Raw genomic sequence first — 20,059 nt, 5'->3', positions numbered from 1 at the left:
ATTTAATTTACAGTAGCAATAGGAGCAGTGTATCCTCCTTTTCTAACAGATCCATTTGTTCCAGTACTATTACCTCTTAGTAATAAAATACCAGCTACGTGTGGAGATGCCATAGATGTACCAGAGATTCTATTAAACTGACCGTTTAACCAAGTAGACCATACAGCAGTACCAGGAGCCCAACGATCTACACTTCTTCCAAAGTTTGAAGATCCTGCAGCAGCCCCAGAACGAGTCATGTTACCAACATTCCAAATTCTACTTGTTTGTAATCTTTGTGGAGAATAAAATTGCGTATCATCATTGCTATTTCCTGCTGCCATAGCTCCGATCGCTCTTCTTTCAAGATTTCTAAAGGCATTATCAATGGCTTGTGAAGTAGATCTATTACGAAATCCTACGCTATAGTTCCAAGTATCTCCATTTCCTGCATTACGAGCTACATAATCTACTCCAGAAAGAATACCAGATGTAGCACCACTTCCTGCAGCATTTAATACTCTAACAGAAACTACAGTAGCTCCAAAAGCTACACCTACAACTCCAGATCCATTATTTTTTGCAGCAACGGTTCCTGCTACATGAGTTCCATGTCCGTTTTGATCTTGCCATGATCCGCCTACAAAACTTCTACTTCTACCAGTATTAATATTTAGATCACTATGCGGAGCGATACCACTATCGATAATCCAGCAAGTTCTACCACTACCATTAGCTCTTCCTACTCTTTCTATACCCCAAGGTAAAAAATCTCCGTTAGGAAGTGGAGTATCTTTAGTAGCATCTTTTCCTTGTACTGTTGCAGGAAGCGTACTTACAGGTTTACCCATATCTACATCCAATTTATGAATATAATTTGGTTCTATAAAAGCTACTTCAGAATCATTTTTAAGCATTTCTGCTTGTTTTAGAGTTAAATTCTTAACTGCAAATCCTTGAATAGCATCACTGTAGGTTTGTTTTATGTTATCCTCTCCCATAGCATATTTTGATAACGTTTGTAAGGATTTAGCTTTCATTCCAGCACTTTTACCAGATAGAGACTTATCCTCTTTGTAAATTACAATATACTCTCCAGGTATTGCTTGATCTGCCCCTATAGTAGTATCAGTAATTTCTACCCCTGTTTCTATATCAGTAAGCTCATTTGAATCTTTTTCACAACTATAAAAGAAGAAAGATGAAACGGTTACGATACTTAAAATTTTCAATTTAGTTTTCATTGTTACTTGATTTTTGTGTTAAATATTTGAGTTTAAAATTAAATTAAAGCGTTGAGTTATTTCAAGTCAATTATTCAAAAGTAGAGATTAATTTTAATAATGAAATACGGCAAAAGCGTAACAAGAAAAGGGTTGTGTGTAGTTCGTGTGCCACTAAATAAGAGGAAATATCCCTTAACATTCAGTAATGCAACACTGTTGCGTTATTGGAAACAAAGGGGCTAAACAAAAAAGAGAATTTTGAAACAGAACAAAAATTCGAAAGAAAATTAAGATACAAAACTAAAAACAGTACAGTAAAACTTAACTGTATATTAAGACTGAATTAACGTTAATTTAATAAATAAGTGCATTTTCATTAGGAATAAATCTGCAATATTTCTTACATAAATTTGTAAGTGACTAAAATTTAATAAATAAACCTTATTTAATAAAAAAAGCAATTGCCCAATATGTGCATATTGGGCAATAACTTTTAGCTACTTTCAGATAGTACTGATTGCAATATCAAAATTAGTATTTTAAGTGTTTTAGGCCATAAACCTAACAAGTACCTTTAAACTCAACTCATAGATTCATAAATTGCACTTAAAAAACATATCTTTTCTTTGTTGTATTCTTTATTTTTTGAAAATCTTTATGTTTTTTTCAGTTCCATTTTGCTCTATACGCAAAATATAAAACCCTTTGAGCAATTGATGCGTGTCCAGAGTTATCAAATCCCCATTTAAAGAAGTCTTTGTTCTTTGAAGCTTACCATTTGTGCCAATTAACTGAATGGAACGTGCTGCTTTTTTTGAGGAAACACCTTTGATCATCAATTCATTTCCAAAAGGAATAGGAAATACTTTGATACCGTCAAAATCTGTAAGATCAACAGTCGGAGGAACAGAATTTTGAATTGGTGCGTTAAGAGCTTCAGGATTAGTTTGGCTAGGGGTATATCTTACTGTAAATTCGGCAACAGACGCCCATCGTTTATCATCTACTTCAGATAGCGCTCTAAAGTATATGTATCGGCATTTAAATTTATCGAACTCTACAGTCTGTTTGAGCGTGGATTTTTGAAATGCACCCGTGGCTAATTGTTGCCAATTATTACCGTCCCATCCAAATAAAATATAATCCTTTACCATACCTGTTGTACCTGTTTGTCTACCTTGGTAAGAAAAGCCAACCAAATCTCTTTGTTCTCCAAGATCTATAGAGATATAATGAGGATGTGATGCGCCATCGTCATACCAGTTAGAGTGCCAGTATGTATTGGGGTCGCCATCTGCGGCTTTTTCTTTTGAATGGTCTTCGTTTGTGGTTTCTTCACTATTAGTTTCGTAAACAACGCAACCTTCACAATTGTCAATAATATTAATATTTTCTATAACCGCAGTAACGGTATTAGAGTAGTCAGAGTAACTGTCACTATCATATGCTCTAACGCGATAGGTATAAGAACCATTAGCTACATTTTTGTCTGTATAGGTTACTATACCGGTGCCGACAAAGCTTATTCGTTCATAAGTACTACCTGTTGTTCTTTCGATTGTAAAGCCATTCTCATTATTAGAATTGTCTTTCCAGGTTAGAATAACATCTTTTTGATTTACTTCTGAAACTAAATCACTTGGTGCATTAACATCATAAGTATCAGTGTCTCCCACGACTGCTTTAGTGGTATTAGAATAATTTGAGTAACTATCATTGTCATAAGCTCTAACACGATACGTATAAGTATTGTTGGATAAGTTTTTATCAGTATAAGTAACTACACCTGTTTCTACAAAACCTATTCTTTCATAAGTACTACCTGTTGTTCTCTCGATAGTAAAGCCATTTTCGTTAGTAGAATTGTCTTTCCAAGTTAGGGTTACGTCTTTTTGATTTACTTCTGAAACTAAATCACTAGGTGGATTTATTTCTTCGGTATCAATATTCCCATCAAAAAGATCAGACTCCCAAATACCACGCCCGTAAGTACCGACGCGAATTTTTCGAGTAGCATAATGAATTTCTAGATCACTTGTTTGAACGTTGGGTAAATTTGTTGAAAAAGGAGTCCAATTGTTAAGTGCATCATTTATGTAGTATACACCAGATTGCATTCCCACATATAAACCATTGGCAGAGGTGTCATCAAAAACCAAACATTGTGCAGATATGTTAGGTAGATTTCTTTTAATATTCACCCAGGTATTTCCGGCATTTGTAGATAGGTACACTCTGGATCCAGTGGCAGCAATTGCTACTCGCTCAGGATTATTTGGGTCTACGGCGATAAAATTTACATTGCCTCTAAAATTACTTACTTCGGTCCATATTGGATTATTATTTTGTCCATTTTTGGTTCTCCATACTCGACCCTCTTGAGCAATATATATGTAGTTGTTGTTTGATTTTGCGATTGCCATTTCATCAAGATTACCACCAAGATTGATGTTACTTGTTAAATTACTCCAGCTGCCTCTGCTACCACCATTATTACTTCGATATAGATCTCTGTATCCTACATAAATCTTTTTATTGTTAATAGGGTCCATCATAAAAGGAGTTACCCATTCTCCACTAAAATTACCAGGTTTGCTAATACTTCCAATACTATTACCTCCGTTTGTACTTTTGTACAACGAACCAAACTGTACTGTACCGTATATTACATTTTTATTTTTATGGTCGATAAAACATTCCATACCATCTGCACCTAACCATTCTTTAAATTGCCGAGATGATCCATACATTATATTGGTTCCGTTATCTTGTGAACCTCCTACAATCATATTTGCATCTGTTGCCGAATTACCAATACGATAGTATTGTTTGATACCTAATCCTCCTTGTGATAAATCGGTCACATTATTTCCGCGGTTAACACTTCTAAATATCCCACCATCACTACCAACATACAAAGTACCGTTGATGTATTGCATTACTTCGATATCGGCATGAACATAGGATCTATCTTCTGGAGAACTCCATGTAGCTAGTTTGGAGAAGCTAGTACCACCATTTGTAGATCTTGAGAAATCCATTCCTCCCAAATAAACTTCGTTTGCATTGGAGTCGGATACTGTTATGGCCATATCTCTAGAGGCTTGTGTAAAATATACCTGATTAGTAGATATGCTATTATAGTTCGCACGTTGCGTAAAATTGCTACCACCATCTAGAGATCGATATAAATACCCAAAACTACTTCCTCTTTTTTGGACTAGATAAATGGCATTTGGGTTGGCCGGAGTTACTGCCATTTTCATACGTTCAGTTGCAGAAATTCCACTAGTTATTCGGCTAAAAGAACGCCCGCCATTTGTTGATCTGTAAAAACTGTTTCCGCAGGCATAAACTACACTTGTGTTTCCAGGTTTAAATTCAACATCTTCTGCAGGAGAATTTAGTACTGAACTAAAAGAACTCCCGCCATTGGTTGATCGATAAAGTGCTCTTGATGTCCCGATAAAAATTCTGTTATCGCTTGGGTGAATAAGAATTCTTCTGGGGGTACCACTAACCCTGTATATTTGCGTCCATGAAGTACCTCCATTTGTAGATCTCATAATTTGACCCGCAGAATTTCCTAGGTATACGGTGTTGGTACTATTGGGATCTATTGCTATTGACCAAATAGACATATTAGCCATCTGATCTCCTAGCGGTTTCCAACTTTTACCAGCATCAATAGATTTCCAAATACCTCCTCCTGGAGAACCGGCATAGATAATCTTTTGTTGTGAAGGCTCTACAGCAATAGCTGTAACTCTTCCTAGTCCCGGAGTCCAACTTGAAGTTCGTGACCAGTTGAAAGGACCTAATTCTTTCCAATTACTACTTCTTTGTACAATTTTTGAAGTAGGACTACTGTTTTTGTTCCAGGATTTCTGAAATTTTTCGGATTCACTTACAACTTGACTTGCACTTATAACACGACCATTTGCGTCGGCATTTCGTTTAGCCCAGTACAAATTTCTCATGTATAACTTATATCCACTTCCTTTACCTTTTTCACGGTTTTTATAATACTTAGTTCCTAAACGTTCTAGTTTTTTTACACTGTAGTCATTTTGATTTTGCATCATCTGAAATAATTCTTGTGCAGAACCTTGATAATTCATCGGATTGATTAAAAAGAAAAGCACTAGAACTAATCTCCAGTAAAAAGGAGATATTTTTTTGAGTTGTGTCATTGGTTTTATTTTATAAGATGGTTAAAAGGGTATGCGTTGTACTACATACCCTTTCTAAAAATTTACAATAAGAGTTTATTTGATATTTATCTTTTTAGTGCTAATTGTATCACCGTTGATTATTTGTATAAAGTAAATTCCGCTATTCAACGATTGAATATCTAGAGTTTCTTTTACACTTCTACGAGGAGAGGTCTTATTGATGGTTTTTGTGAAAATATTGGTACCCTGCATATTTTTAATAATAATACTTGTATGCTTACCATTAACATTTTCTATTTCTAATGTGATAAAATCCTTAGCTGGATTAGGGTATAGTATAATGTTAGAACTTTTTGCTTTTAATGCATCTGCATTCCTAGGTGAAGATGCAGGAGTACCAGCACAAGTGGCTATTTCAATCCATTCGGTTCCTGACCATTCAAATACTTTGCCTTCAAATACAACTTGATCACCAGCACCATAATTAATACCTTCTGCCCATGGGGCTACAGTGGCACATGGATCGATGTTATTATTATTATTACATTGTACGGCTTCCCAATCATTATCTGCTGTTCTTAACCATACATTGCCTTGATAAATAACAACGTCACCAGGAGAATATGTTGTGTTTGCTGTCCATTGCACGGCTCTAGAACATGGATCAGAACTACACTCTCCTAGATCATTCCAGCCATTATTTGCTGTTCTTTCAAATAGTCTACCTCTGTAAGTTACTTTATCTCCTGCGGTATAGTTTACATTACCAGACCACTCATCAATCCCGACACAGTTTACTTCGTCACCGTCACCACCGCCATCACCACCGTCGGAACAAGTACCTACACAACTTGCTCTCCTGATTGATCTCTGAATTACGTTTCGGGGTTGCGATCCAAACCCTTTTCTTAAGTTTGTTCCAGCACTGGTTAAATGACAGTAACTCATAATAGTTCCTCCTCCAGAAGGTATTCCTGGACGACCACAGCCTCCTTCGGTATTATAGCAGCCATCGATTGCGGTATTATTACCATTCCAAGAACAAGAATGCGTGTGACTTGATCCAAAATTATGACCTAATTCATGAGCAATTGTGGATATATTCCAAGAGTATCTAGGAACATTCTGATAATTACGATTTATACCTGATAAACCGTATCTGTAGGAACCACAAAGAGCGTTCACCCAAGCAACACCACCCGAGTAATTGTAGGTTACAAAATGTGCGAGGTCACCATTAAATCCATTTCGATTTCTATAACTACGAAAACTATCTAAACCATTAAATGGAGTAGTCGATGTCCAAGCTTTAATACCAGAAAGTTTTATTTTTACGCCATCATTAGCATATAATATCGCAACTTGATTAAACATAGCCTGAACAAAATTACTAGCTGCTTGACTACCTCCTTTATCTCTAACGACATCATTACCGATATCAAAAAATATTTCAGGACACTTAACTTGATTAGCAGCAGGAGCTTCTTTTGAAAAATCGTTTTTTTCGATTCCTTTAGCGTGAATATCTTCGGTTTGACAGACAAAATCATTAAGGTGACTAATATCCTTATCCTCATAAAGAATATGATCTTGGCTTTTACTTAATTTACCAAGTACCAAATTACCTATCTGATCATCTAAACTTATAATTCCAGATACTTCACCATCTACAATGGTAAGAGCAGCAATAGAATTAGGACTGTTTTTAACAATTCCGCGATAGTGCGCGATATTTTTACTGGGTTGAATAATTCTTCCTGATGGCATTTCTACAATCGAAAAATCATCTGTTGCAATTTCTACTTTTACTAATTCTAAAAGCATTGATGATTTTTGTCCTGGTAATAAAAGATTCATAGCCTCTGGAGCAGATGACTTAAAATTTTTCATGACAGATGATTGCAAGGATAAAATAGAGTATTCCTTAAGTTCTTTAGGAAGGGGGACATTAGATTTTCCTTTTTTCAAGCTAAATAAAGAAACTTCTTTAAAAGATTTTCCTAAGCGCTTGGCTGTAGCAATTTGTTGTTTAGGTTTAAGGTTATGGGATTGGGCAAAAAAAGGCGTTGTCATAAACAACATGACGAGAAATGTAAAAATACGTTTCATAAAGTTTGGGTTTTAAGGGGTTTAAATGAATATATTAAGTTATTGGTTTACTATGTTGGACATATTATAAAACAACCCAATGTATCATCCGGATAATACCCTAGTTCATAGAAGATTTTAGGGTAATCTAGAATAACATATAGTCGATACAAGGATTGTATAATCCTTATATTAAGAAGTTATAAATGTTTTTTAAATGATTGATTTACAGTTGTTTTGCTGTCTTTTTTTGTTCTTATTTCTAAAATAGGATTATTTCAAAGTAGTATAGCTATGCTTTGATACTAGAAATAGTGTTTTCTTTAAAAAAAGGGAAGACGAACTTCGGAAATGATTTGGGGATTTTTTCATTTTAAGAGCTTTGATGATTAGTTAGTATGGGATTGTGTTTTGACGGTTTAAATTGGTGACCCAAAATTACAATTTTTTGCTAAACATGAGTATTGGGATATTAATTTTTTTAATAATAGTACTTGTAATATTCAACTTTTTTATAAACTTAAATATTTTTTACTTGTATAAAGTAGAATTAAGTACAGTTAAAATAGTTTAAGCTGATTGTTTTTATAGTCCTCATGTAAATCACAATTTAAATACTGTTTTTCTGGTTTTGGGAAATACTTTTTTTTGGCTAAAGCAAAAAGTTGATGAATCTGATTAGCCATTTGACCACTTCCTTTCATTCTTCTGCCAAATACGCTATCATTTAAGTTACCATTATGACATTGCATGATCTGATGTAAAATCTTATCCTTGCGATCAGGAAAAGCAGTTTCTAGCCATTTAGTAAAAATCCCTCCGATTGCTCCATTAAGCCTAACAATAGTATATCCAATGCTTTTTGCTCCTCGTTCTGAAATAGCTTTAGCCAGAGGTAGGATTTCATGACTGTTAATAGAAGGAATAATAGGAGCCATCATAACATTTGTAGGGATCCCCAATCCATTTAATTTCTCTAAGGTTTCCAAGCGTTTTTTAATACTTGCCGTTCTGGGTTCTAGAATTCGTCTAGTCTCTTCTTGTAGTGAAGTAATAGAAAGATATACTGAAACTAAATCATAACTAGCTAGTTCTGAAAGAATATCCATATCTCGTTGGATGAGTGCATTTTTGGTTATAATTCCGACGGGGTGTCGATATTTCAGAAATACTTTAAGCAGTTCTCGCGTTATAGCTAGTTTGTTTTCTATGGGTTGGTAACAGTCAGTATTTCCGGATAAAGAAATGGGGTAGGCTTTCCAGTTTTTGTTTCGTATTTTCTTTTCTAATAGTTCGGGAGCATTTTTTTTAACCAAAATTTTAGTTTCAAAATCTAGGCCTGCACCATAACCCCAATATTCGTGAGAATTACGAGCATAACAATATACACATCCGTGTTCACAACCTTGATATGGATTAAGAGAGTATGCCATACCCACATCTGGACTTGTTACTTTATTGATAATTGTTTTTGGAAACGTTTCAATAAAAGTTGTCTTATACTTGTCGATTTGCTCTCCTTCGTTTTGGCAATAATTTAAGAAATCATCGCGCAACTCATGATTGTGAATAAAGAACTTATTTTGCACTTTTTCCTGTGCTCCCCTGCCTTTGATGCGGTTTTCTGGTTTCATGAGTACGGTTTTTTTACGGTTTAAAAGTAAAACTTTTGTTGGAATATTTCCTATAAAAAATGGAATATTTCCAAATAAAGAAGTTAATTTTGTACTATACCAACCAGATGATGAATCAAGACTATACTCTGATCTAGTTTTTACTAGTATAAGTATGCATTTTTATCAGAATAGTCGATAGCTCTTGTTAATTTTTTACAGAGAAGAAATACAGATATCATAAACGATTTATGACGATTGTGATATGTCTAAAATTGGTATGAAAATTGGCGCTATAAATAAAGTCAATTAAGTTTTTTGGTTGAAAAAGAAAAATAAGCAATGATGAAAAATAATAGCTATGAGTATGATGTTGCGCTTTCCTTTGCAGGAGAGAATCGGGCGTATGTTGAAGAAGTTGCAAATAGCCTGAGAATAAAAGGCATTAAAGTGTTCTATGATTTGTTTGAAGAGGCAAATCTATGGGGAAAGAACTTGTATGAACATTTATCAGAGATTTACCAAAGTAAAGCAAGGTATACAGTTATGTTTATCTCAGGTTTTTATAATCAGAAATTATGGACAAATCATGAGAGAGTTTCGATGCAAGCCAGAGCGTTTCAAGAAAGTCGCGAATATATTTTACCTGCAAGGTTCGATGATACAGAGATTCCCGGAATTCTTAAAACAGTAGGTTATATTGATCTGAAAGATAAAACACCAGAGGAATTAGCCACCTTGATCCAAAAGAAAGTAACTAAAGATCAAACTTTTTTCAGAAAAAAATGGTCGAAACTCTCTACCATGGTTAGTGCAAAACCATTTATATTTTCATTAAAAGTTTCTGACGAAAAAGGAGTTAATATCAAAAATGCCAATGTGGTATTAGTTGCGGATAACTCTACATATTTAGAAGGGATAACAGATGAAAAAGGATTGGCACATTTTATTATTAGAACTCGAAAAGTATATACTGTTTTAATTTCGCATCCAGAATATCCAGCAGTGCTTTTTAAAGAAGTTAATCCTAAAGAGGATATTGCAGTGACTGTAGAAAAAAATAATAGTTCGGGATCTGCTATTATCAATAAATCAGGACAAATACCTGCTATTTCCGGTAAATTAGAACCTTTATTAAAACAAACTAAAGGATTTGAGCTATATGCCGATAATATTGCTATCGAAGGAGGAAAGCAGCAACCTTATGAGTTTGAGTTAAATAAATCTATAAGCTTAGAAGATAACGGTGGAAATGTAATACATTTAACTTTTAGATTCTTCCAAGGAAGAATAGCTTTAGTAGATTATAGTAAACACAAACCTCTTTAAATTATTTTTGAAATGAATAGAGTCCTAATAGCCTTAAGCTTTGTTTTTTTTATAGCATGTAAACAACAACATAAAGAAACTACAAAAATAGCAAAAGTAGATACCCCCAAAACAATTGTTACTGACGCTCAAGATGCGTTTGGAATTGTTATTCATGGCGGTGCAGGTACCATTTTGAAAAAAAATATGACTCCAGAAAAAGAGGCCGAATTTAGAGCTAAACTCACAGAAGCAATTCGTGTTGGTCATACAATTTTAAAAAATGGAGGAACGAGTTTAGAAGCTGTAGAAAAAACAATTAATATCCTCGAAGATTCACCATTGTTTAACTCAGGAAAGGGTGCCGTTTTTACAAACGAAGGTGTAAATGAATTAGATGCCTCTATTATGGATGGAAATACGCTAAACGCTGGTGCAATAGCAGGAGTAAAAACAGTAAAAAATCCAATTAACCTTGCAAAAGAAGTTATGCTTAACTCTCCTCATGTCTTATTATCTGGTAAAGGGGCAGAAGCGTTTGCCAAAGAACAAAATATAGAACTTGTGGATCCATCATATTTTTATACAGAACATAGAATGAAAGCCTTAAAACAGGTAAAAGAGAAATTAAAAAATAAAGAAGCAAATAAAACTACGGCATTTTATGATCCATTAATTAAAGATTCAAAATTTGGAACAGTAGGTTGCGTAGCTTTAGATAAGAATGGTAATTTGGCTGCGGGTACTTCTACAGGAGGAATGACCAATAAAAAATGGAATCGTATAGGAGACTCACCAATTATCGGAGCAGGAACCTATGCAAATAATGCTACTTGCGCAGTATCTAGTACAGGTTGGGGAGAATACTTCATTCGGGGTATGGTTGCTTACGATGTTTCTGCGATGATAGAATATAAAGGATTGTCGTTACAAGAAGCAACGCACGAAGTGATTCAGAAAAAATTAACGAAGTTAGGCGGTACAGGGGGTATCATAGCTATCGATAATAAAGGCAATGTATCTATGGAGTTTAATACTGCCGGAATGTATCGCGCAACTATGAATGCAGAAGGAGAACTGATTGTTGGAATATACAACGAAGAAGAGTAGCCATAACATTTAGTAATATATACAACGTTTCTATCCTTTTATAAGACCAATGTGGTTTTAATTTAATATGATACTACAATGTGCTTATTTACAATTGTAAATAGAGCCATTAATATAGTCTTTCGAGAAGCTCTTAATGATAATTAAGAGCTTCTTTTTTTATGCAATCTCTAGAAATTTTTTGTTAGTTATTTAAAATAAAGTAGGGTAATATGCACCTTGTTTGTTTTAGGATAACAAGTGATACTAATGTTATCACAAATGGGAAATAGTAGATCAATAAAAATTTAATTCAATGAAAAACATTATAATTATACTAGTAGTATTTTTTGGTTATCAGGGGATGCTAAAGGCACAAGAATCTAAAGATCTTTTAGGGCTTCAAAATCCAAATTATGAAGTGTCCTTGAAAAAATACGATTCAATTCGCAGTTCATATACGTTACAACAAGGAACCACACTACAAGAAACCTATACTGCAAGAGATCCTATCGAAGAAAAACGAGAACGAAGAGCCCAAAGGCGATTAAGACGTCATGAAAGAGCTCTTGCAAGAGCCCAAAACCCAACATATGCATATGGTTACGATCCATATTATTTCAACGCTTATGGGGTTAATGGATATGGTTACAATTATTCTAACGATCTGTCAGTACCTGTTGCCATAGGCCTAGGAGTTTTAGAAGTAGCACTATGGAGTACTTGTTTTTGGTAAAAAAACTGTCAACATTAATTAAAAAATACCCAAGAAATAAATCATAAAAAAACAATAATATCAGATGAAAACAATACGAGTAAAATACAAAGCACTTTTCTTAATTATCATAATGATCTCCATGTCATGTTCAAGACAGATTACCAGAGTTGCTACAGATAGCACAATAGAGGTAAGTGGAAGATGGAACGATAGTGACTCTAGATTTACAGCAGAAGACTTAAGTAATCAGATTGTAAACGCTAATTGGGCATCAGATCATACAATAAAAAAAGGAAAAAAACCAGTGGTTATAGTAGGCTTAATCAGAAATAAAAGTCATGAACATATCGAAAGTGAAACATTTGTAAAAGATATCGAGAAATCATTGTTAAATACGCAAAGAGCAAAAGTAGTACAAGGAGGAAAAATGAGAGAAGAATTGCGCGGTGAACGGGCAGATCAACAAAATAATGCATCGGTGACAACCATGAAAAAATTTGGACTTGAAACAGGCGCAGATTATATCATCCAAGGTAATATTAATTCTATTGTAGATGCGCATAAGCGTGACAAAGTAGTGTATTACCAGGTTGATTTAGAGTTAATCGATATTCAGTCTAACGAAAAAGTATGGATTGGAGATAAGAAGATTAAGAAATTTGTAAAAAACTAAAAAGTACTATTGCTGTAAGCTATTAACTCTTCTTGACTTTTATTTGGTGGGAGCATGATCTTAAAAAATCATGAAGGTCCAAGGAGAGTTATTTAAACCAAAGACAATTATGAATATCCAAATAGATTTTAAGTATATCGCTTTTAGCTTGATTTTTGTTTTGATGAGTTGCAGCACATATAGGGGTAAAAGCGATGCATTTCAACAAAAAATTCAACAAAATGATTATAGCGGAGCATTGAAAACTGTTGATCAAAATTCATTTTTAAAGAAAAAAAGAAATGAATTGTTGTTTTATATGGAAAAAGGAAAAATAGCATATTTAGATGATAATTATCTCCTTAGTAATGAGTTTTTTAATAAAGCCGATGCACTAATCGAGGAAAATAAAAGAGATGTTGGGGGTAAAATACTAGGAGTGCTTACAAATCCTGAACGTCAATTTTATAAAGGCGAAGATTTTGAAAAAGTAGCGATACACTACTATAAAGCATTAAATTATCTCTTTCTTAAGGACATTGACGAAGCCCTTGTAGAAGCCAAAAGAATTACTTTACAACTACAATATCTAAATGAAAAATATCCAGAGGGAAAGAAAAACAGATATGTAAATGATACTTTTGCATTGACACTTCAAGGATTGTTATATGAATCTTCTGGAGATCAAAATAATGCATTTATAGCATATCGCAATGCTATTGATTTATATCTCCAAAACGGGGGTAATTATTTTGGCGTTGCAATTCCAAACCAGTTAAAAGAAGATTTCTTTCGAACTGCCGATTTTATGGGCTTTTATAGCGAAATTGAACGATATGAAGATCTATTAGGCATTTCTTACCAAAGAAAAGAAGAAGAAACAAGGGAAGCTGTTGTTTTTTGGGAAAATGGCTTGGTACCTTATAAGGATGAGACCGCATTTACATTTTCAGTTGTTCCAGGTAGCGATATTGGTTTTTTCTCTGTCTTTAATGAAGAATTAGATCTCACAATTCCTCTTCCGATAGATTATTCTGATGATGTGGGTCTGGATATCTTTCGCGTAGCTTTTCCAAAGTATGTGAGTCGCCAAGCACTATTTCGTAAAGCTAGTATTCAGATAGATTCGGTAGAATATCCTTTTCAATTAACAGAAAATTACAACAATATAGCGTATAAAACATTAAAAGATAGAACGTATAGAGAAATAGGTAATGTTGCTTTGAGATTGGTTACAAAAAAGACATCAGAATATTTACTTAAAAGTAAGGATGAGCTTTCAGGAAATTTATTAGGAATATTTAATGCTATTACAGAAGGAGCAGATACGCGCAATTGGCAAAGTTTACCAGAGCATATTCATTATTCAAGAGTACCTGTTAAACAAGGAAAAAACAAATTAGATGTGGTACTAGAAGATCGATATAACAATACGACGACCAAGTCTATTTCGATTCAAAAATCTGGTAGCCTGGTTTTTGCCAAAATTACTACGCCCGAAATTTTATAAAAAAAAGTTGGATCAGAAATATTATATCAGAGAGAAGTATGAGCTGAAAAATTGCTTAGATATATTGTCAAAATCTTTGTTAGATTTTATCGTAGAATAATTTTTTGTAGTGCGCTTCAAGACTTTAAAAATTATCTTACATTTATAAAGTCAACAAAATCCAATCTTTTTATGCGACTAACAAAAATCTTCTATGCGTTACTTTGTGTAACGTTGCTATTTTCATGTAAGAAAAAAGATGAGCAATCTATTGCCAGAGCTAATGCTTCAGAAGTTACTAAATATCGAGATTATATCTCTGATGTTTCTTCGGGAGTAATTTCTGTGTTGGATAATGTATATGTTGTATTGCAAACACCCGTAAAAGGTTGGGATGATAATCAAGAATTACCCAAAAGCCTATTTAAGGTTTCTCCAAATGTCAAAGGAAAAGTAATTGCTGTAAATAATCGCACGATCTCTTTTCAACCAGATGAAGGGTTTAAAGAAGATACACAATATACTTTTACTCTTGACCTTGAAGATCTAGTAGAAGATATTAAGGAAGGTTTAGATGAAGAATTCGTATTTACAGTAAAAACATTAAAGCAACAATTTTCGGTTATTACCGATAATTTACAGTCCTATAGTAAAGATTGGCAGTACATAGATGGCACATTGACGACTAGTGATCAATTAAAGTTTGACATTGCAAAACAACTAATTACAGCTTCACAAAAAGGAAAAAATGTAAATATTACTTTTAGTGAGACCATTGATAAGAGCCGACAATTTGGCTTTAGAATAGATAGTATTCAACGATTTGAAGACGATTCTGAAGTTGAAATTAAATGGTCTGGTAAAAAATTCAAGATTGATACTCAAGGAGAAAACGTTTTGTCAATTCCTGGTAAAAATAATTTTTCGGTGATCAGCGTTTCTGTAGCCAATGTAGATAACCAATATGTTGAAGTTAATTTCTCAGACCCCTTAAAGAAAAGTCAAAATTTTAATGGTTTAGTCACCATTTCAGGAGCCAACGGACTTAAATATACTGTGAATGGAAATGTACTAAAAGTATATCCTAAAAAGGAACTTAAGGGAACATTAGATGTAACCGTTTTTGAAGGTATTCAAAGTACAGATAATTATAAACTTAAGAATACCTATACAGAGAAAGTATCTTTTCAACAGCCAAAACCAGAGGTTCGGCTTTTACAAAATGGAGTGATTTTACCAACATCAGATAATTTAAAATTTAATTTTGAAGCTGTTAATCTACGTGCAGTAGAAGTACAGGTGATTAAAGTTTTTGAAGATAATGTACTTCAGTTTTTGCAAAGTAATAATCTTAACGGAGTTAATAATCTTAGAAGCGTTGCAAGACCAGTCGCTAAAAAACTCATTAATCTTCAAGAAAATGCTTCATTAAATTTGAGCAAATGGAACGCTTTTGCCATAGATTTAAAAACATTGATTACACCAGATCCAGGTGCGATTTATCGTGTAGAACTTAGATATCGTAAGGTGCATTCTTTATACAAATGTGATGGTGTAAAAGCAGACGATACAACTATTCAAGAATTAGCAGAAACATACGATGAAGAGTCAGCATCCAGTTTTTGGGATAGTTCACAATATTACTATGAAAGTTATAATGGGTATAACTGGCAAGAACGTGATAACCCATGTAGTAATTCTTATTTCAGAAATAAAAAAATAGGAGCAAACATATTAGCGTCTAATCTTGGGGTTGTAATCAAAAAAGGCCTTAACCATTCGTATATGGTCACGGTAAATGATATTATTACAACCAACCCTATTCCTAATGTAAAAGTCAGATTTTATAACTATCAGCAACAAGAAATGGGTATTACCACTACCGATGCCCAAGGAATGACAGGTTTTGATGCAGATCGACCGGCTTATTTTGCAATTGCTACGTCTGGTAAGCAACAAACCTATGTAAAATTAGATGATGGTAACGCTTTGTCAGTGAGTAAGTTTGATGTTTCTGGAGTAAGACTTCAAAAAGGGATTAAAGGTTTTATTTATGGTGAACGCGGGGTATGGAGACCAGGAGACACCTTGTTTTTATCATTTATGCTTAATGATAATGCAAATAAACTACCACAAGGACATCCTGTAAAATTTGAATTAAGAGATCCTTATGGTAAAGTAACGTATCAAGATACTAAAACTGAAGGAACGAATAACGTGTATAATTTTGCAGTGAATACTGCTCAAGAGGCACCTACAGGAAATTGGCAGGCTAAAGTACAAGTGGGTGGAGCAAGTTTTACCAAGGCTTTAAAAATTGAAACCATAAAACCTAATCGACTTAAGATAAAAACTACTTTTGACGATGAAGTACTAAGTAGTAACGCAACCATAAAAGGAAATGTTGAAGCACTTTGGTTACACGGTGCTATTGCTAGAAATCTTAAATCTGATATTAATGCCAGATTTACTTCTAAAAAGACTAGTTTTAAAACGTTTCCGGGCTATGTTTTTGATGATCCAACACGTCGATTTAATACCGAAGAACAAGAGGTGTTCAAAGGAAAGTTATCTGCAGATGGAAAAGCTAGTTTTAACTTAAAATCAAAACTTACGAATAAAGCTGCGGGAATGTTGAGAGCATCTTTTATCACCAAGGTATATGAAAATGGAGGTGATTTTAGTACCGATGTGATTAGTAAAGATTTTTCGCCTTATTCAACTTATGTAGGAATCAATGTTCCTAAAGGAGATAAAGCACGAGGAATGCTTCTTACCGATACCAAGCATAATTTTGATGTGGTTGCTGTTGATGAAAAAGGAAATCCAAAAGCAGTAAAAAACCTAGAAGTTTATGTGTACAAAGTACATTGGAGATGGTGGTGGGATAGCAGTTCTGATAATTTATCACAATACAACAGAAGTTCATATCGTAACGAAGTATTTAAGACTAAAGTAACTACAAATAGTCAAGGTAAGACAAGTTTCAATTTTGAATTAAAGTACCCAGAATGGGGGAGGTATTTAGTGAGAGTCGTAGATCCAAATGGGGGACATGCAACAGGAAAAACAATGTATATTGATTGGCCGGGGTGGGCTGGAAAATCTCGTAAAAACGATCCTTCGGCAGCAACAATGCTCTTGTTTTCAACAGATAAAAACACCTATAATGTAGGTGAGAAAGCCATAGTTACTTTTCCTTCTAGTGAAGGAGGTAGAGCTTTGGTCACTGTCGAAAATGGAACGGAAGTGTTAACATCGCAATGGGTTACACCTCAAAAAGGAGAAACTAAATTTGAATTGCCAATTGATCAGGTATATACTCCTAATGTGTATATCCATATCACGTTATTGCAACCGCATGCTTCAACGGCAAACGACCTGCCTATACGATTATATGGTGTAGTTCCGATTTCTGTAGAAGACCCAAATACTAAAGTGCAGCCTAAAATTACGATGCCTGATGTACTACGTCCTGAAGAGACAATCACAATCAAAGTAGGAGAAACAAAAGGGAAATCAATGACGTATTCTATTGCTATAGTTGATGAAGGTTTGTTAGATCTTACTCGATTTAAAACTCCTGACCCTTGGAATACTTTTTATGCTAGAGAAGCTCTTGGTGTAAAAACGTGGGATATATATGATGATGTAATCGGAGCCTATGGCGGAAGTATAAATCAAGTATTTAGTATAGGAGGTGATGCAGAAGCCGGTGGAGGTAAGGCTAAAAAAGCAAACCGTTTTAAACCAATGGTAGTGTACAAAGGACCTTTTGAACTCAAAAAAGGAGAAACCAGAGCGCATCAAATTAAAATACCTAAGTACGTGGGATCTGTACGAACTATGATTGTGGCTTCAGATGCAGATAATGCCGCATATGGTAGTGTTGATAAAACAACTCCTGTTCGTAAACCCCTAATGGTATTAACATCGATACCACGAAAAATTACACCGGGTGAAAAAGTTACTATTCCAGTTACTGTTTTTGCAATGGAAAATAAAGTAAAAGATGTAACCGTAACCCTAAAACCGAATAAAGGATTTACAGTTATCGGAGAACCACAAAAGAAGTTATCATTCGCTCAGCCCGATGAAAAAATGGCTTATTTTGATATAGAAGTTTTAGAAGGAGCATCAATTACAGATATCGAAGTTATAGCAAATGGAGCCGGAGAAAAAGCATCTTACAAGGTTTCAATTGATATTGTCAATCCAAACCCAATGACAACAGAAGTAACCTCAGTTGTATTAGAACCTAATAGTGAACAAGAAGTTGACTTTGCTGCTTTTGGGATTTCTGGAACTAATAGTGCCACAATCGAGATATCTTCATTACCACCAATGAATTTTGAAAGTAGATTAAAATATCTAATTCGATATCCTCATGGGTGTGTAGAACAAACAACCTCTGCAGCCTTTCCTCAGTTATATCTTGGAAACATATTTGACCTTCCATCTGATCAACAACAAAAAATTCAGAAAAATGTAGAAGCTGCAATTAATAAACTTAAGCGATACATTCAACCTAATGGTGGGATGTCTTATTGGCCCGGATATAGTAACCCTAATGATTGGGGTACCACTTATGCAGGTCATTTTTTATTAGAAGCAAATAAACAAGGATATGTGTTACCAATTGGCTTTAAAAGCAATTGGATTAATTATCAACAACAACAAGCTAAACGATGGCGTAATGGGGGTAATGATCTCGCACAAGCTTATAGATTGTATACATTGGCTTTGGCAGATAGTCCTGACCTTGCATCAATGAATCGTTTACGAGAAACTTCAGGGCTTTCAAATGAAGCTAAATTAAGGTTAGCTATAGCTTATGGATTAGTAGGACAAGAAACAGCCGCAAAAGAGCTGCTTAATGGCGCTACGATACATTTTGAACCTAGGAGATATTACTACTATACATATGGATCTACGAATCGCAACCGTGCAATGGCATTAGAAACCTTAGTCGCATTAGATCAAAAGGCTAACGCACAAAAAATAGCAGTAGATCTAGCTAAAGAATTATCATCCAAGAGTTGGATGAGTACCCAAACTACTTCATATGCATTATTAGCAATGGCTAAATATGCATCATATGTTGGAGGAAAAGGAATAAATGTAACATACAGTTTAAATGGTAAATCAACTAATGCCGAGACTAATAAAACAATAGCAACCTCTGGTGACGTAATATTGCAAAAGAATAACACTTTAGTATTAAAAAATAATAAAGACAATACTGTTTTTGTTCAACTTGCTACTAATGGGATATTACCTGTTGGAAAAGAAAAAATTATTCAGAATAATTTTAAGGCTATTGTCGATTATAAAACAAGAGAAGGTAAAATTATTGATGTTAAACAACTAAGTCAAGGAACAGATTTTGTAGCAGAAGTAACCATTACCAATACGTCTAATAGTAAAGTAAAGGATATTGCTTTAACCGAAATTTTCCCCTCCGGATGGGAAGTAGTAAACACCCGTTTTACAGATTTTGGATCATTTAAAGCGAATAAAGTTACCCATACTGATATACGAGATGATCGAGTTAATTTCTATTTTAATTTAAAACCTAAAGAAAGTAAAACGATGACTATTTTATTAAATGCATCTTATTTAGGTAAATATTACTTACCGGGTATCCAATGTGAAGCTATGTATGATAATGACTATATAGTGCGTAGCCAAGGAAAATGGGTAGAGGTTGTGAAATAGAAAT

The 20,059-nt window shown here is 34.1% G+C and carries 10 protein-coding genes; 6 read left to right on the top strand and 4 right to left on the bottom strand.

What is annotated here, in order from left to right; all coding sequences use genetic code 11:
• Positions 1-2: 2 nt before the first annotated feature.
• The 4 genes from D1816_RS14580 to D1816_RS14565 all read right to left on the bottom strand — a co-directional run bounded on the left by D1816_RS14580 (position 3) and on the right by D1816_RS14565 (position 9,102).
• Positions 3-1,223 (bottom strand): S8 family serine peptidase, encoded by a 1,221-nt coding sequence (locus D1816_RS14580; protein WP_118503770.1) that lies wholly within the window; start codon positions 1,221-1,223, stop codon positions 3-5.
• Between the two features lie 620 nt (positions 1,224-1,843).
• Complete coding sequence (locus D1816_RS14575) at positions 1,844-5,398, bottom strand: discoidin domain-containing protein (protein ID WP_118503768.1); 3,555 nt, start codon at positions 5,396-5,398, stop codon at positions 1,844-1,846.
• Positions 5,399-5,473: 75 nt separating this feature from the next.
• On the bottom strand, positions 5,474-7,489 hold the full coding sequence (locus tag D1816_RS14570; RefSeq protein WP_118503766.1) for a M12 family metallo-peptidase: 2,016 nt from the start codon (positions 7,487-7,489) through the stop codon (positions 5,474-5,476).
• Positions 7,490-8,028: 539 nt separating this feature from the next.
• Positions 8,029-9,102 carry a PA0069 family radical SAM protein gene (locus D1816_RS14565; protein ID WP_118503764.1) on the bottom strand — a complete coding sequence of 358 codons (1,074 nt, stop codon included), beginning with the start codon at positions 9,100-9,102 and terminating at the stop codon, positions 8,029-8,031.
• Between the two features lie 324 nt (positions 9,103-9,426).
• Between D1816_RS14565 and D1816_RS14555 the strand changes: the two genes are divergently transcribed.
• The 6 genes from D1816_RS14555 (at position 9,427) to D1816_RS14530 (ending at position 20,055) form a co-directional block, all read left to right on the top strand.
• The gene (locus tag D1816_RS14555) at positions 9,427-10,410 is read left to right on the top strand and encodes a toll/interleukin-1 receptor domain-containing protein (protein WP_066320190.1); all 984 of its coding nucleotides are present in this window, start codon (positions 9,427-9,429) and stop codon (positions 10,408-10,410) included.
• Positions 10,411-10,422: 12 nt separating this feature from the next.
• Entirely contained in the window at positions 10,423-11,499 is a 1,077-nt protein-coding gene (locus D1816_RS14550) for an isoaspartyl peptidase/L-asparaginase family protein (RefSeq protein ID WP_118503760.1), read from the top strand.
• 295 nt (positions 11,500-11,794) lie between these two features.
• Positions 11,795-12,214 carry a hypothetical protein gene (locus D1816_RS14545; RefSeq protein ID WP_066320194.1) on the top strand — a complete coding sequence of 140 codons (420 nt, stop codon included), beginning with the start codon at positions 11,795-11,797 and terminating at the stop codon, positions 12,212-12,214.
• Between the two features lie 64 nt (positions 12,215-12,278).
• A complete protein-coding gene (locus D1816_RS14540) occupies positions 12,279-12,869 on the top strand; it encodes a penicillin-binding protein activator LpoB (protein ID WP_066320200.1) in 591 nt (196 codons plus the stop codon).
• A 109-nt stretch (positions 12,870-12,978) separates the two neighbouring features.
• Entirely contained in the window at positions 12,979-14,358 is a 1,380-nt protein-coding gene (locus D1816_RS14535) for a COG3014 family protein (RefSeq protein ID WP_118506264.1), read from the top strand.
• A 171-nt stretch (positions 14,359-14,529) separates the two neighbouring features.
• Positions 14,530-20,055, top strand: coding sequence for an alpha-2-macroglobulin (locus tag D1816_RS14530; protein WP_118503758.1), 5,526 nt, complete (start codon positions 14,530-14,532; stop codon positions 20,053-20,055).
• The last annotated feature ends 4 nt before the right edge of the window (positions 20,056-20,059 follow it).

Source organism: Aquimarina sp. AD10, from assembly GCF_003443715.1.
In the GTDB taxonomy this organism is placed as follows: domain Bacteria; phylum Bacteroidota; class Bacteroidia; order Flavobacteriales; family Flavobacteriaceae; genus Aquimarina; species Aquimarina aggregata.
The sequence above is the reverse complement of the archived record's forward strand: the minus strand, read 5'-3'. Positions and strand labels throughout refer to the sequence as shown.